The sequence below is a fragment of the Paenibacillus allorhizosphaerae genome, from assembly GCF_042659105.1.
In the GTDB taxonomy this organism is placed as follows: Bacteria; Bacillota; Bacilli; order Paenibacillales; family NBRC-103111; genus Paenibacillus_G; species Paenibacillus_G allorhizosphaerae.
On sequence record NZ_JBHSRV010000001.1, the window covers coordinates 53,818 to 69,168 of the forward strand.

At 47.1% G+C, this 15,351-nt stretch carries 14 protein-coding genes; 3 read left to right on the forward strand and 11 right to left on the reverse strand.

The genetic code is table 11. The features are described from left to right. Positions 1-8 precede the first annotated feature (8 nt). The 3 genes from ACFQI7_RS00205 to ACFQI7_RS00215 form a co-directional block, all read right to left on the reverse strand. A complete protein-coding gene (locus ACFQI7_RS00205; RefSeq protein WP_218102766.1) occupies positions 9-827 on the reverse strand; it encodes a sugar phosphate isomerase/epimerase family protein in 819 nt (272 codons plus the stop codon). Between the two features lie 45 nt (positions 828-872). Next, positions 873-2,168, reverse strand: a complete 1,296-nt coding sequence (locus ACFQI7_RS00210; RefSeq protein ID WP_218102767.1) for an ABC transporter substrate-binding protein — start codon at positions 2,166-2,168, stop codon at positions 873-875. 223 nt (positions 2,169-2,391) lie between these two features. Next, positions 2,392-3,267 (reverse strand): helix-turn-helix transcriptional regulator, encoded by an 876-nt coding sequence (locus ACFQI7_RS00215; protein ID WP_218102768.1) that lies wholly within the window; start codon positions 3,265-3,267, stop codon positions 2,392-2,394. 323 nt (positions 3,268-3,590) lie between these two features. Between ACFQI7_RS00215 and ACFQI7_RS00220 the strand changes: the two genes are divergently transcribed. Then, positions 3,591-5,444, forward strand: a complete 1,854-nt coding sequence (locus ACFQI7_RS00220; RefSeq protein ID WP_218102769.1) for a glycoside hydrolase family 55 protein — start codon at positions 3,591-3,593, stop codon at positions 5,442-5,444. A 108-nt stretch (positions 5,445-5,552) separates the two neighbouring features. Here the strand turns inward: ACFQI7_RS00220 and ACFQI7_RS00225 are convergent, their stop codons facing one another. The 3 genes from ACFQI7_RS00225 to ACFQI7_RS00235 all read right to left on the reverse strand — a co-directional run bounded on the left by ACFQI7_RS00225 (position 5,553) and on the right by ACFQI7_RS00235 (position 7,942). After that, positions 5,553-5,975, reverse strand: a complete 423-nt coding sequence (locus tag ACFQI7_RS00225) for a DUF1259 domain-containing protein (RefSeq protein ID WP_218102770.1) — start codon at positions 5,973-5,975, stop codon at positions 5,553-5,555. A 52-nt stretch (positions 5,976-6,027) separates the two neighbouring features. After that, entirely contained in the window at positions 6,028-6,444 is a 417-nt protein-coding gene (locus ACFQI7_RS00230) for a DUF1259 domain-containing protein (protein WP_218102773.1), read from the reverse strand. 283 nt (positions 6,445-6,727) lie between these two features. Continuing rightward, positions 6,728-7,942: an MFS transporter gene (locus tag ACFQI7_RS00235; RefSeq protein ID WP_218102771.1), complete on the reverse strand. Its 1,215-nt coding sequence runs from the start codon at positions 7,940-7,942 to the stop codon at positions 6,728-6,730. A 145-nt stretch (positions 7,943-8,087) separates the two neighbouring features. On the opposite strand from ACFQI7_RS00235, the gene ACFQI7_RS00240 reads away from it, so the two are divergent. Continuing rightward, positions 8,088-8,684, forward strand: a complete 597-nt coding sequence (locus ACFQI7_RS00240; RefSeq protein ID WP_218102772.1) for a TetR/AcrR family transcriptional regulator — start codon at positions 8,088-8,090, stop codon at positions 8,682-8,684. 468 nt (positions 8,685-9,152) lie between these two features. Here ACFQI7_RS00240 and ACFQI7_RS00245 read toward each other — a convergent pair whose 3' ends face one another. The 4 genes from ACFQI7_RS00245 to ACFQI7_RS00260 all read right to left on the reverse strand — a co-directional run bounded on the left by ACFQI7_RS00245 (position 9,153) and on the right by ACFQI7_RS00260 (position 13,064). Next, positions 9,153-10,544, reverse strand: a complete 1,392-nt coding sequence (locus ACFQI7_RS00245) for an FAD-dependent oxidoreductase (RefSeq protein ID WP_218096408.1) — start codon at positions 10,542-10,544, stop codon at positions 9,153-9,155. 31 nt (positions 10,545-10,575) lie between these two features. Beyond that, positions 10,576-11,199 (reverse strand): PadR family transcriptional regulator, encoded by a 624-nt coding sequence (locus tag ACFQI7_RS00250; protein ID WP_230414565.1) that lies wholly within the window; start codon positions 11,197-11,199, stop codon positions 10,576-10,578. A gap of 183 nt (positions 11,200-11,382) precedes the next feature. Next, a complete protein-coding gene (locus ACFQI7_RS00255) occupies positions 11,383-12,069 on the reverse strand; it encodes a YetF domain-containing protein (protein ID WP_218096409.1) in 687 nt (228 codons plus the stop codon). A 257-nt stretch (positions 12,070-12,326) separates the two neighbouring features. Beyond that, on the reverse strand, positions 12,327-13,064 hold the full coding sequence (locus ACFQI7_RS00260; RefSeq protein ID WP_218096410.1) for an SDR family oxidoreductase: 738 nt from the start codon (positions 13,062-13,064) through the stop codon (positions 12,327-12,329). 185 nt (positions 13,065-13,249) lie between these two features. Between ACFQI7_RS00260 and ACFQI7_RS00265 the strand changes: the two genes are divergently transcribed. After that, positions 13,250-14,185 carry an AraC family transcriptional regulator gene (locus ACFQI7_RS00265; RefSeq protein WP_218096411.1) on the forward strand — a complete coding sequence of 312 codons (936 nt, stop codon included), beginning with the start codon at positions 13,250-13,252 and terminating at the stop codon, positions 14,183-14,185. A gap of 235 nt (positions 14,186-14,420) precedes the next feature. On the opposite strand, the gene ACFQI7_RS00270 is transcribed toward ACFQI7_RS00265, so the two are convergent. Then, on the reverse strand, positions 14,421-15,323 hold the full coding sequence (locus ACFQI7_RS00270) for a phosphotransferase family protein (RefSeq protein ID WP_218096412.1): 903 nt from the start codon (positions 15,321-15,323) through the stop codon (positions 14,421-14,423). Positions 15,324-15,351: the final 28 nt, after the last annotated feature.

Genomic DNA, 15,351 nt, shown 5'->3' on the forward strand with positions numbered 1-15,351 from the left:
CCGGAACATTAATTCCAAGCGATTGAAGCTTCTTGCAAAAGCTTTTTTAACGCTTTGACAGCATATACGAAACGCCCCGGCCCGTCTTGTTCGGGCAAATATTTTTGCAAATGCGGCTCAATGGAAAGATAACCTGAGAATCGATTCTGTTTCAGATGTTGGATAAAAGCCGGGAATTCTCCGTCGCCTTCGCCGGCGGGAACAAAGATGCGCTTCTCCGACTGGGCGTCCTTCACATGAACATACTCCAAATAAGGCTGTAGCTTCGGCAGCGCTTGCGAGACTGGCTTGACCCCGTTCATAATAAAGTTGCCCGGATCGAATGCAAGCCGTAAACGCGGAGAATCGCATGCGGTTAATAACTCAAGGCAGCGATCGTCCGTATTGCCGTACACGCCGCTCTCGTTCTCCATGACCAACGTAACCTGATATTGCTCCGCGAGGTGAATCAGCTGCTTCAAACGGGAAATGACTTCCTCCCGGTATGCCGCATGCTCGCCTTCCGCAACGAAGTAAGAGAATATGCGAATGTAGGGAGCGTTCAAAAAGCCCGCGATTTCGCACGCCCGTTTCATATTGCCGATTTCCGTTTGAAAATCGTCCTGCATCTTGAACTTGCCGATCGGCGAACCGATGGACGAAATCCGGAATCCCCGGGCGTCCAGCAGCTTCTTTACTCGCCCCAACTCGTCATCCGTCAGTTTGAGAACGTTCTTGCCCCAGACGCCCCGAAATTCAATGTGGGACACACCGACAGATTCCAATACTTCCATCTGCTTTTCAAGATCGCCCGATATTTCGTCGGCAAAACCGGTAATGGTCACCATGAGAGCACACCTTCTCTTATCTTATTCGCCTTGCTTGCAGTGATTCTATTGTGATCCTTTTTGCGTTGCAATCTTCTGGTTCGCCAGGTCTTCGGCTTCCCGAAGCGCCGTATTGATATCCGCTTTGCCATCCTTCACTTTTGTGAAAGCTGCGTTCAATTCACTGACCGCGAAATCGTCGTATAGTGTCGGTATCGGGTTTTTGGCGTTTTTCGTTTTGAAGATCGCCTGCATGTTTTTCCCTTTCAAAATCGGACTAAAGGCCCCGAAAGCGTCCTTCAGCTTCTGGTCGTCGATCGCAGGGAAGCGGATGCCCCGTTTGGTCAACGTCAATTGAAGTTCATCGCTTGTCAAAAACTGGATGACTTTAAACGCTTCCTCCTTATGCTGCGAGGTGGAAGAGATCGCGAGGTCATGGGAAAGACTGCGAAAGCCGTATCCCGGGGCCTCTTTAAAGCTCGGCATCGTTGTGAAATCCCAATCGAACTGCATACCGGCCGGGGTTTGGGCCTGCTTCTCAATATCGCCGAATATATCTCCGTAAGAAGTGAACATGGCCAGCGTTCCATCTTTCTGGAAGCTTGGATATTTGTTATTTCCGCTTGAGATATCCGTTATCGCCTTCATATATTGGTACGCCTTTTTCCAACCATCCGTATTTAATATGGCTTTTCCCGTCTTCGGATCAACAACCGGCAAGGACAGCGGCGTAGCGAACTTCCGCACGTCCCACGGATTAATGCCCCGGTACTGCGTACCTCCATCCTCCCGCTCCACCTTTTTGGCAATCGCAATGACTTCCTCCCATGTCATCCCGTCCTTCGGATAAGCGACGCCGAACCGATCGAAAATGTTTTTGTTGTACAGCATGATGGAGAAGTTGGTGGAGAAAGGCAGCGCAAGCAGCTCACCCTTATCGCTGAACGCTTTTATGTCTTCGATGGCCGTTTGGTCGAAACGGTTGACGTTCATATTGTTTTTCTTGATCAGCTCATTCAAATCCATTGGCAAACTATATTTGACTGAATTAAATAAAAAGTTGCTTGCGGTAAAAATAAGGTCCGGGAAATGATTCGCGGCGATCAGATTTTCAATGCTGTTGTCCTTGTCGCTGCGTACAAGCTCAAGCGTAATGTGAGGGTATTTTTTCTTCAGCGGCTCCACCATAAAGTCACGGAACTCATCATCGCTGAGCGCTGCAACCAATTGATACATGCGAAGCGTAACCGGCTTATCGTCCGCCTTTTTATCCGTCGACGTTCCTTGCTGATTCCCGCAGCCAGCCAGCGCCAAAAATGCAATCGATGTGACAGAGACGACCAATTTCCTTTTGTTAGACAATGGAAATCACCCTTCTGACCCTAAAATAGTTAACTTTGCAACTATTCCATGCATCAAATTAAGCGCTTACATGTTGGAGTCATGCCAACTTCTTTCCTATTGCTGATATCGATATGCCCACCAATCAAGTTTTCGAATCTGTACGATCCCGCTCCTCCTTCTTTCGTTTTGTATGGCCGGCACTTATTATTTTAGCAAAACGGACTGTGTACAACGTTGATTCTCATTGACCGGATTCGGAGCCGGAATGAACTGAAATTGACTTTTTAATCCGCTTGCGGAATTGTTCCGGCGTATCTCCCACATACTGCCGGAACACGCGGCTGAAGTGGGTAACATGCTTAAACCCGAGCCCGTAACCGATTTCGGTAACGGTTCTTCGCTTCTCCTCCATCAGGAAAATCATTTTCGCTTGGTTGATTCTGCGTTGGTACAAATAGTTAATAATTGTAACCCCTGTCACCTCACGGAAAATTCGCGATAAGTAATACTTATTTACGTGCATCGATTTCTCCAATTGCTCCAGATGGAGATCCTCCGTATAATGTTCCTCTATGAACCTGATCAGTTCCTGTACATGAATTTCTTTTTGCGAGGTTAATTCTTCCTTTTGCTCGATCGGCTTTTTGAAAAATTGGAACACCATAAACAACAAATCAATGAACGCAACGCGAAACCGGTTCATCGAAACCTCGTCGGACCGGGAGTGAAATCGCTGCATCGTTTGCAAGGCGGCTTCAAATTGTTCACGGTCCTCCGCTTGCAGGTTAATTTTATAATTTTTCAGTTCTTCGAACGGTTCCAGAACGTTGACGGTAAATAAATGCTGAACGGCCTTCCGGACATAATCCGGCTCAAAATTGATAAGGGAACGTACGTATTTGAAGTGCTCGTCGTTTCTCACGTTCGGGCAGTGCAGCGTCATCCCGTGCATAATCAGAAGATCGCCCGGGGCAAGAACATGGATTTTATCTCCAATCAAGTAGTTGCCTTTTCCCTCATGGAAGTAAAAGATTTCATAGTTGGGATGGGATTGAAAAACCGAACCGACCGGTGAAGATTTGCGATAGACGAATTCAACCATTTTCAAAGGCTCCATAGGCCACAACCTTTCCGTTCATTGTAGCGGCAGGCTCGTGGTGTACATTACGACTTCAGTATGGTCCGATGTCTTGCCACGCGTTGGATGGTCCGTTTCTACATAAGTTAGGGACTGTTAACTCTTGAAGCAGAGTCCGTTCTCATTTTGCACGATTCATTGGTCATGACTTCAATCTTTTCTTTAATGCCATTATCCTCATCATACCATTTTTAGTGCACTACAAATTGTTTAAAAAAAACTACCGATTGATATTCCTGTAGACGCAACGATGATCAATAATAATGATGTAAACCAACTATTTTATGAGGGAGGTAACATGAATGAAAAATAAATCCGATGATGAAAAACAGAAACCATTCAACCGGGAGGAACCATCCGACCAGATGCTGCCTGAACACAATGACAAATTTAGTCGCAGAGAGTTATTGTCTTCGCTCGGTTTGACAGGCGCTGCCGTTGCTGCCGGCGCAATATTAAATAGTCATATAGCCAATGCATTTGGTGGACAAACTTCCGTTACTGATGCGGTTTATGGAAGCGCTGCCAGTTATGTAGCGGATGCGGACAACGTATCTTTCCTATACTCCGCCGGTTTGACCGAGCGGTCGGTAGCCAGCCGACTTCGTGAATGGATCAGCGTCAAGGATTTCGGGGCCGCCGGTGATGGCGTGACAGACGATTCCGCCGCTTTTATTAGTGCCATTGCCTATGCGGAGAGCCACATTGTAACCAACCCTGCCCCGCTCGCTAACGGCAGCAAACTGGGAAGAGTTCGTCTTTTTATCCCACCCGGATCCTATAAAATTACGCAGCCGGAAGCTCTCATGCGAAGCAGTTTTACGACAAGCACGGTCGGGCTCCAGATTGTTGGTGCCGGACAGGCCATTACTCAAATCCTGTTCCAGCCTGCCACGGCAGGAAGCTATTTGCTCAAGAATAACAACGCTTGGTTGTTTGCAACGATTTCTGACCTGGAATTTCACTCGAATAGCACAAGTAATCACTTCATGTACTCTTATTCCACAGGACAAGCGCAAAGCTTCGTTTTCGAGCGGATCCGATTCCGGGGGAGCTGGGGATACACGTTCCATCTGGAAGGGACGGATACCAATAGCGAATTTACGTGGCGCGACGTAGACTGGGCGGGTACTTACGTGAAAGGTGTCTACGTACCAAGCACCGGCGGATCGGATCAATTTCTAAATTATAACTTCTTCGCTTGCAATTTCGAAGTTCAGGAAGGCGATTTCCTCCATTTTGAAAAAGGCGGAAATATCAATATCTGGGGCGGAAGTTATATCCACATCGGGGCTAACGGCGGCACATTTTTCAAATTGCTCGGAAGCGTCCATGCTTACGGCGTCGAGCGTTTCCTGTGCATCGGCGCAAGAATGGAGCATCGCAACAGCAATAGTAAATTAGTGTATTGCGAATGGAATGCGGGGATCGTGTCATTCATTAATGTTGATACTTCCAGTTCAGTACCGCTGCGATCGGCTACAGAAATCGTCGCCACCTTTTTCAGCAACAATACCAAGATGCCCTCAATCAAATTTGACAATTGCCGACTTTTAGGAAAGCACGAATATACATACTCGGCCAATACATGGCAATATCCTCACAATATCGTCTACGAAAATTGTGAAATCAATCAACATACAAGTCCATCGGACTTCATTGTATATACGGCGAATGCCGGAACGACCAGTGTCGGGGGAACACCGACTATCCATTTTAGCAATACACGAGGGCAAGGAGACCCCACGCGTAAATCGTGGGAATGCGATTATGGTTTTCATAAAAGCGCCTTCGGCGTTTCGAAGCGAGCTTGTATATCCATCAAACGATCGGACGGGAAGTTTCCGTATACCGCATCCACAACGGTCAATTTTACGCTTCCGGTCAATGCACGAATTGTATGTATATGGATGGAATCGCCTGCCGGCGCCGTTACGGAAACAAACGATGCGACATTTACCGTGCAAACGACGGAAGCGACACCAACCATATTGGCTGCCGTAACGACGCCTAACCATGCCCAGGGTTTTTATGTAAAGCAGGATTTGTTCTTCCGGTGTGATACGCCGGAGAGATGCACGCTGCAACTGGTAGCGGGTTCGAACGTAGCGGCTGCGAATCCGCTCGCTGACTGTATCATCGAATATATCGGTTAAAAAAGGGCTCCATCTGTTTCGGTTTGCCAACACTGCGGTCAACGCTACTAAAAGCATAAGACCCAATAAAAAAGCACAATCGCGTGGATTGTGCTTTTTTCTGTGCCATTAACCCAAGAAAGCAATAGAACGTTTTACTTTCCTTGCAAATGCAATTGGATTATCCACCGACTCCCAGTGCATATACATAAGACGCGGGTTCTCATTAAGCCAGTGATTATGGACTGCCGTTACTTTAATCCCGTTTCTGCGAAGGTTTGACAGCAATCGATTGACTTGGTTTTGGAAGAGAGCCGTTTCCCCTAAACAAAGTGCACGGCCCGATTTGTCCAGAGATTCAAATGAAAACAATTGGTAACGGACCAAAGGAGATGTAGTACGTCTTCCTAAAATAGCGGCGTTAAATTTTCTATTTCTACTGACGAAACAAACCGGCCCCTTAGTAATTTCATGCTCTGTTCCACCTAAAATGGTTGAAAATTGGTCACATAGTTTTTTGAAGCGGGGACTTACTACCACTTTTTCCGCCATACGAATTCATCCTTTCATAATAAAATTTACAACTTCCATACTCAAGTGTTCATTAACCCAAGAATGAAATGGAATCTTTGGTTCTTCTAGCAAATACAACAGGATTCATTATAGCTTCCCAGTGCATATACAATAATCGCGGGTTTTCTTTGAGCCAGTGATTATGAATTGCAGTCACTTTAATCCCACGTTTACGGAGATTCGAGATCAAACGATTAACCTGATTTTGATTTACGGCAGTCTCACCCAGGCAAAGCGCACGACCCGACTTATCAAGTGATTCAAAGGAGAACATTTGCATTTGAACCAATGGGGAGCGCGTTCTTCTTCCTAAGATCGATTCCCTTAAATTCGTCATTCTCGTGACAAAACAAACCGGACCTTGTTCAACTTCCGATTCGCCTCCTAAAATTCTTCCGAATTGCATACAAAGCCTTTTAAATTGTGGACTTGCCTTAACATTTGCCATCATAATCCTCCTCCAACCTTATTCAAAATAACGTATGACTAAAGAAGGAAAGTGAACTGGGCAAATCACTATGGTTTCAAAAATATGCTTTCGACGGGATAATGACTATACTTCAATAAAGTGGAACGAATAACCATGTAAAAAAAGCACTCTGAAAGTAGAGTGCCTTAATGACCATTTAACGGATCCTGAGATTATCCATTAGAGAAATACGCCCGATAGCTTATGAGGCCGCCGATCGTTTTCCGCGGCAGGCTCGTCTGATCCAAGCATAGGAATATAATTAGCTTTTGCTTAAATTTCTAAGTGTAACTCCCCAAAAAAGGATCGCGATCACGCTTATTGAAGCCCCCAGAATGCATACCCCGGACCATCCTGCCCACGAATAAATCCAGGTTGAGGCTACCGCTCCTGTTGCGCTCCCCATAGAATAAAAGATCATATACCCTGCGGTTAGCCGGCTCCTCGCTTCTGGACGAACACTTAAAATCATACTTTGATTGGTAACGTGAACCGCTTGCACCGCGAAATCCAACATGATGACTCCCACAACAAAAATCCATAAGGAATGTTGCAGGAACCCTATTGGCAGCCAGGAAACCGTTAGAAGTAACAATGCGGCGCCAGTCGTCCGTTCTCCTAATCCCCGGTCTGCTAACTTCCCCGACCTACTGGCGGCTACCGCACCTGCCACACCTGCAAATCCAAACAGCCCAATTGCGCTGTGACTTAACGACAGTGGCGGAGAACTCATTGGCAATACCATCGAGGACCATAAAATACTAAAGTCCGAAAAAATGAAGAATGCAAGTAGTGCACGAATTCTTAGAAGAGGAATCTGCATGAATAAATCTTTCACGGAACGGAGCAACTCCGTATACGGGAGTTGATGCGACGGGCGCCGAGAAGCTGGTGTAACGATAAGGAATGAACATACCATGCAAACCGTAATTGCAGCTGAGACGATATAGACCGACCGCCATCCTGCCAAATCTGCCAACGTGCCGGAGAAAGTACGGGCTAATAAAATCCCTATTACGATTCCACTCGTAACGAGTCCAATAGTCTGACCACGATAACGCTGCGACGATCGAGCGGCGGCAAGCGCTACGAGGATTTGAGCAACGACGGCAAGAAAACCAACCATCCCCATGCCTATAAATAGGACCATCGTATTCGAAGCTAAAGCAACAATACTTAAGGCGACCGCTGACAATACCATCATCCCAGTTACAAGCCGACGCGGATCGATCAAATCCCCTAGCGGGACCAAAAGAAATAATCCTAATGCATAGCATAGCTGCGTTGCTGTTACGATCGTGCCGACGATCGCATTACTGATGCCGAAATCTATGGCGATCATATCAAGCAAAGGCTGGGAAAAATAAATCGCGGCTACGGCGGAACCGCAGACGATTGCATACAGTAAAGCTGCCTTTCTCGTGAATGGAGATGCCGACTCCGTGTAATTCGGTCTCTCTTCAGGTGAAGTGGACATTGAAAAACCCCCTTTTTATACCGATCGGTATATAATATAAACTTCATTCTATTCAATAAACACGCTTGTAGTCAACCTGTTGTTGACAAATTAATTTTGATTACATATCATAATTACATACCAAAAGGTATTTATAGGGGGCATTATGGCCAGAATTCGAGAGTTCGATGAACAAAAGGCATTGACAGAAGCCATGTACCTTTTTTGGGAAAAGGGGTACGAAGCCACGACATTAAACGACTTAACCACGCGCATGGGGATTCAGAAACCGAGTTTGTACTCAGCCTATGGCGATAAATCGTCCTTGTTTGAAGCCGCTCTTCGTCATTATAATCAACAACATGCTAAATACGCCCGATCAAAGTTAAATAAAATAACTAGCGTCAAAGTCGCTTTCCGAAACCTGTTTCATGATGGGGTGTTCCCAGACGGTGATCATGGGCGGAGTGGCTGCTTTTGTATCAATACGATGGTGGAACTGGCTCCGCACGATGCCAAGTTCGAAATTTTGACACGAGAGCATCAGCAGTATTTAGCGGCGATATTTGAAGATACACTCAATCGGGGGGTAACTTCCAACGAGATCGATGGAACTGTGGACTGCCGTGCGATAGCTCAAACGCTTGTGGTAGCATTAATCGGGATCACCGTATTGAAAAAATCAAATCCAAGTCCGGAATGGATCGACAATTACATTGACTCAACGCTTTCGCTGCTCGCTTCACCTTTGAATGGCGGTTAAAAATACATCTTATTTTTATGGCGGATCACGACAGTAAAAAGAGCCGCGTCAAAGCGGCTCTTACACAAAAGTTCTTTCTGTTTACCCAGGTTACCCTGACCAATAACCCATTTATTTTAAATAGCTTTGCTTTCTTTTGTAAATAAGCTAATGATTTCTGATACCAACTCTTCAACAGATTTATCATCTGCCTCAATTGTATAATCTGCATATGTACTATATAATATTTTTCTTTCATTATATACATCGAACAATGTTTTCCCTTTATCAATTACGATCCCACGACTATTTATATCTGTATCTGCAAGTCGTTTTTTATTTTACTTTTCCCACATGCTGCCATACCTATAAGAACGATATTTTTTCTATTATTAAACTCGATCATTAAATCACCTTCCATATGTTTAATCCTATATGTATAAAGCCGGATACCTCCGCAAAGCTTGAAGAATTCCGGCTCTGTGTTCATTACGACACTTCTTCCCGTTGCGCTCCCCGGGAACGACTCAAGTTCGCCGCCATTTTCTTTTTGACTGGGGGTAGACAGTTCACGAGACGCATTCCCGTTCTCATGCAGGCCAGCGCAATCCTGCCGATCACCGGTTTATGCATCACCGTGTTGTCGTCCATCTGTTTGCGTGAATCGAGCACCGCCTCAAAACCGTACCGGATCATCTCGGCCTCGTATTCGTTTACGGCCTGCTTCAGCGGCTTTATTCCGTCCCGCGCTTCGATCATCCTTTGACATAGCAAAGCGGCATCGCGTAAAGCCGTATTTGCACCTACGCCGCGGCCGGGAGTCATCGTATGAATCGCATCGCCGATGAGGGTGACGTTGCTTGTCGGCCAAGGCTCAATCGGCACCGAAGTGCGGATGTTTACGGTGATCATGGCGGTAGGATCGGACATACGGACGATTTCCCGCAGATGCGGATGCCAGCTTTCGGTCATCTCCAGCACGATACGTTTTAGATGCTCCCCATCTTTGATCTGCAAAGGATTCTCCGCAAAGCTGCGGCGGGAAGCCCAAAATCCCCAGCTGATGTAATCCCTGGTATTGTCGTACAAGAGCCCCGGCCAGCGGGTGAGCAGCTCCGCATCGTTGCCGCCGATGCCGTGTTTAATGCCGCTGTGGTCCCATTTGAACTCCATCGCGTGCAGGATACATCCGTATGCTTTTGGCGCCATAACCATCGTGACTCCGTGGAACACCTTGTGCGGCAGCAGCGCCTTGGTTTCGTCCGTAATCGGCAGCTTGCCTCCGATGCTCACAATCCCGGTTTCCTCCAACTTGGCGTGCGGCAGAAACTGCTTGCGGACCGGCGAATTCGCACCGTCCGCACCGACCAGAAGATCGCCAGTGGCACTCGTCCCGTCTTCGAAAAATGCGGTAACCGTACCATCCGCATTTTGCGCATATCGGGAAAATTTTTTATCAAAATGAACGATGTCTTCCAGTCCCGTCAGCAGCACCTGGCGCAGTGTCATGCGGCTTACCGATTTTTCGTCGTTCACGGGGTCGCTTCCCGACTCCAGCTCCAGACTAAGCAGTTCCGTATACCGCTCCGTCAGCATATTGAAATACTTTGGCGTCCGCGCGCAAGTGGCGACAAAAATATCGAAGAGCTCCGGTAGAAGGCATTTTTTCAAAGCGCGGCTTCCGTCAGGGCTGATCCCGACGCGATATCCCTGCAGTCCCCCGGTGCGCGTCCTGTCCCGTTCGTACACTTCGGCGTGAATTCCCGCCCGTTTTAAGCCATGAGCGAGACATAACCCTCCGGTTCCCGCCCCGATAATGATGACTTTGAACGTATTTATAAGTAACCGCTCCCCTCCCAATGTTTCTGAACCACAGATCATGGTGCATTGCATTGATCCCCATCAAACACCATTACCCTCTCGATTCAAATTGCTTGGTAATTTCCCTCAGCCAATCGTCATTCCATGTTAAAGCTCCAGTCCGCAGATCCATGACCACGGATCCGACCCATTCCAATTCGGCTACGAGCATCGCTCGTTTATACTCCATTTCAAGCATGAACAGTCTTGGAATTACGTCCTTGTGCGTGGCGAATAATGAATCGAGACGGCCGAGCTCCTGTTCCAAAGCGTGGAGCCTGGTTTCAAGCTGCTTCGTGGTATCCTCGCTGGTCAGCATCGGCGCAAAGGACACCGCTACCGGAAATTCCGGAAATTCCTCACAAGGGGTGGAAAGAATCTCTCTCAACCATTGTGCCAGCACGCCTCGACCCTCGTCCGTAGCTTCATAAATGGTCCGGTCGGGTTTACCGGTTTCCCGGGCGGTTTCCCGAACCGAGATCAGGCCGTCACGCAGCAGACGATCAATCGTCTGATAAATGTTCGTGCGCTGACGTACGTTAATCACTTCATCCTTTCCTCGTTCTTTGATCAACTGCTGTATCCGGTACGGGTGCATCGGTTCCTCGGTCAATAATGCAAGCACGGCAATCGCTAAAGGAGATCTTTGGGTTGTATTTGTCTTTTTCATAGTCATTATATTACTATTCATTACATTACTATGTCAATGGGCAAAAAAATTCCGGCTACGGCGATCTTCATCCTCGCGTGCCGTTTCAAAGGGTCATGATTTCTCCGCGTTCGTTTCACATTACGATCATTGCAGACGTATTCCTTCGATATACCCGCATGCTGCGAACCCAAAATTCCTTGCGTTTGTTCATATCAAATGATCCGCTTTATAATCAATATACAACGTGGCATCGGTTTGTACCTCTGCGTAGAATACATCCGAAACCGAATTCACCCCCGCCTTTTTCAATTGTTGTTCCAACCATTTAACGTCGAGACTCATTTTTGCAAGGGAGTCTTCATTTATTCTCCCATCTGATATGACCCCGGTTGAAGTCGGGAATATCAGCGTTTTTTTATACGTTGTATTTGAACATGTCTTTTTGTCTTGTTTTTTCATAACGGACAGGTCACCGTTGATTTCAAAAATCGCGTATTCAACGTCCTTTAAAGAAAATACATTTTGCTGGCGCAGCATGCCTTGAAGCGTATCTAAATCAAGACGAGCCTTTTTCAGCTCCTCTTCCATAAGCTTCCCTTGTCTTATTACTATGGCAGGTTCACCTGTTATTAGTCGGCGTGCCGCTTTTGACTTTAAGCTAATGTAACCCATTACTATCGTTAGTACCGCCCAGCCGAATACGGCAAATAACCCTTTATCAATGTCCAGGTTTTGTTCCGTAGTTACAGAGGCCGTTATATTCCCTATTGTAATAGCCGTGATAAAGGTAAAAACATTCAGCTTACCGATTTCCGTTTTACCCATGATCCTGGCCAAGACTAAAAGAACGATAAAAGAGCAAATAATGCGAAATGTAACTTCTGGATAGCCCACATTCGTCATCCTTCCGAATTTGAAGCTTATAGATCAAGGCGACGAGCCTTAACACATCACGATGATTAGTATGTTAAATTTTGAGAAGGGATATTACACCATTTCTCAAATTCCTCTTCTTATTTTGCCGGCATGACCCGATCGACATAGTTGTCCGTTATTTTTCCCGCACTGGAAAATAAAAATGAACGAACAGCCAACGCTACTGCCCCGTTGTCCATTCGTCCGTACTTTCCAAGAACCGCTTTCCGCAATATTCAGTTAAACCCGCCGTTTACGCGAATCGTCTGCCCCGTTATCCAACGGGCTTTGCCGCTGACCAGCAATTCGATCGCATTCGCGATGTCCTCTGGTTCGCCAAGCCGCCCAAACGCATTCATTCTGCGGTACGAATCAATCAGCTCCTGTGATTTGCCGTTCAAGAATAACTCGGTCGACACTTGCCCGGGCGCGATGCAATTAATGACAATGTCCTTGGGACCGAATTCCTTAGCCAATTGGCGGGTCAACTGCTCGACCGCACCTTTCGTTGCGGCGTAGACGCTGTACGTCGGCAGCATCGCGCCCGACACGGAGGTCGAAAAATTGATGATCGTCCCGCCTTTTGCCATATGCTTCATCGCTTGTTGGCAAGCGAAATAAGTCCCTTTCACGTTGATGGCGAAATGCCGATCAAACATCTCCTCCTTCACGTCCTCGATAGCCATGCATTCCAACATGCCGGCATTATTGACCAGAATGTCCACGCGCCCGTATCGCTCGAGCGTCTCCGAGAATAACGCTTCGACTTCGCTCACCATGCTCACATCCGCGCGGATTGCAGTCGCCTCGCCGCCGGATTGCTCAATTATCTTTACGACCTCGCCAGCTTTCCCTTGATTCGACGAATAATTGACAACCACCTTTGCGCCGGATTGCGCCAATTGGATGGCCACTTGCCGTCCGATCCCCCGCGACGCTCCGGTGACGATCGCGACTTTTCCATTTATGCTCATTTCCATACTCTCCTTTAACTTGATTTAGGCCGATCGATTATCCGCCATGTTCGACCTTGCAAATTCATTATAGTAAATGTTTGTATTAATCGGTTAGAACATATCTGTTCGATCCTTGCCTAATTGTCTTCTATCTCGCTATTATAAAAGTAAACTACATCCTTTCTGGAATGGAGCGCACAAACATGGACACAAATATTGAATCATTGCGCATAGAGCAAGCCTTGCAACAATTGGCGCTCTTGATACGCCGCCATGCTCCATCGAGCGGTACACATCAGACGGCCGTGCCTTCTTTGGCGCTGATGCATGCCACACAGTTGTCAGAACCGCTGGAATCCGTATATAAGCCATCCATTTGCGTTGTAGCGCAAGGGGCGAAAACGGCCACACTGGCCGACGAAACCTACCGCTACGATCCCTCGACATACCTGGTCACTTCCGTCGAATTGCCGATCATCGGCAAAATCATCGAAGCTTCGCCCGAGATCCCGTATTTAAGCTTGAAACTGAGTTTCGACGCCGACGTCATCTTAGACATCGTGAAAGAAACGAATCGTCCCGTTTTCGTTCCTGCGGAAGCCAGTCGTGGCATAACTGTGAACGGAACGTCTCTCCCATTACTCGATGCCATCGTGCGGCTCTTGCAGTTGCTCAATGCGCCTGAGGACGTTCCGATTTTGGCGCCGCTCGTCATCCGCGAAATTTTGTATCGAGTGCTTCAAGGCGAACAAGGCGCACTCATCCATCAATTCGCGATCATCGGCAGCCATGCGCACAATATTGCTCAAGCGATTCAGTTGATTAACCGGCAATACAACCGTCCGATTGTGATCGAGCAGCTTGCAAAGTCCGTGAACTTGAGCACGTCGGCGTTTCATAAGCATTTCAAGCGAATCACGGCGATGAGCCCGTTGCAATACCAAAAAACGGTGCGTTTGCAAGAAGCCCGGCGATTAATGTTGACGGAAGCTGTGCAAGCCTCCGATGCAGCCTTCCGTGTTGGCTACGAGAGCCCTTCCCAGTTCAGCCGGGAATATGCTCGTATGTACGGACGGCCGCCCATGCTGGACGTTCAGGAGCTTCGCGGTTCGACTGCGGGTTCCAATGTACTATATTAGGAATCGATATCGCTCGCGACTCATGTAGATCGAGCTGTGCACTTCCGCGGTATCATCATCAGCCGCGGCGCCGCGATTACGTTCATCCTCCGCATGATTTGTCAAAATCGGGAATGGGCTAAAGTTCTTGTCATTTGCCATTGAAGAACTTAGCCCATAAAACAAAAAAAGGCTCGTTCTCGAAGAAAGTGACAGGAAATCTTTTGATTAATCACGTCTTCCAAAACGGCCGATATCACAATGCGTTGTTGGCCCTATCCTCTTCCAATACTTCTAACCCTTCGGAGATCCAGTCGTGATCCCCGGCCTTTAAGCCTTCTAACAAGTAACTGACTTGATCGAACGTTACGAACAAGGAGACTTTTCTGATGTGAGCGTCCAAGTCAACCTCGCCTCTAAAAGCCATCACTTGCCGAGTAAACGGCTCGCCGCAATCCTCCAAAAGATATACATAATCGTAATCGGGATCACTTATCGCGGCATCACCGAAATCGATAATACCCGTTATTGCGGTATGATGTGAATCCGTCAAAAAATGATCAGGTGACAAATCGCCGTGAATCAATGCCGGAGTATATCGAGTATATTCCGGATGATCCAGATAGGATTGGAAGCGTAGCGAGAGATATTCCCGTAAAGACACATTAAGAAGCGGGAACGCCTGCTTCTCCGCCGCTTCCATTAGCAAGCAAATATCATTTTTCAGGTTTCGAACAGGAACTCCAGCCTGAATGGCAGTTTCAACGGGAAATGCGCTCAATCCATTCATGAAATCAGCAAGCTGCAGAGCGAATCGATCTGTTACAATATCCGGGAAAGAGGCCATTCCGTCTTCCCCCAAGATCTCTCCCTGGACTTTCCTATAGCCTACGAAGGGACTTCCATCGCTTTGCCTTCCGATATATACAAATTCCGGAATACTAACCTTGACACAATCGACCAACAAAGGCAGCAAGTGAATTTCTTTGTTCAATTCATCTGCTCCTTGTTGACCCTTGGGAAAACGAAATACCCATTCTCCATTGACGAGGATCGCGTAATTCCGGAAGCCTTCACCGAGCGATTCGATAGTTTGTATGCTCACATCGGGGAACTGTTCCTTTATCATTGTTGCATAATGAAGTTCATTTTGTTTCATATAGGTACCTCCTATGTACTTCCGGCAA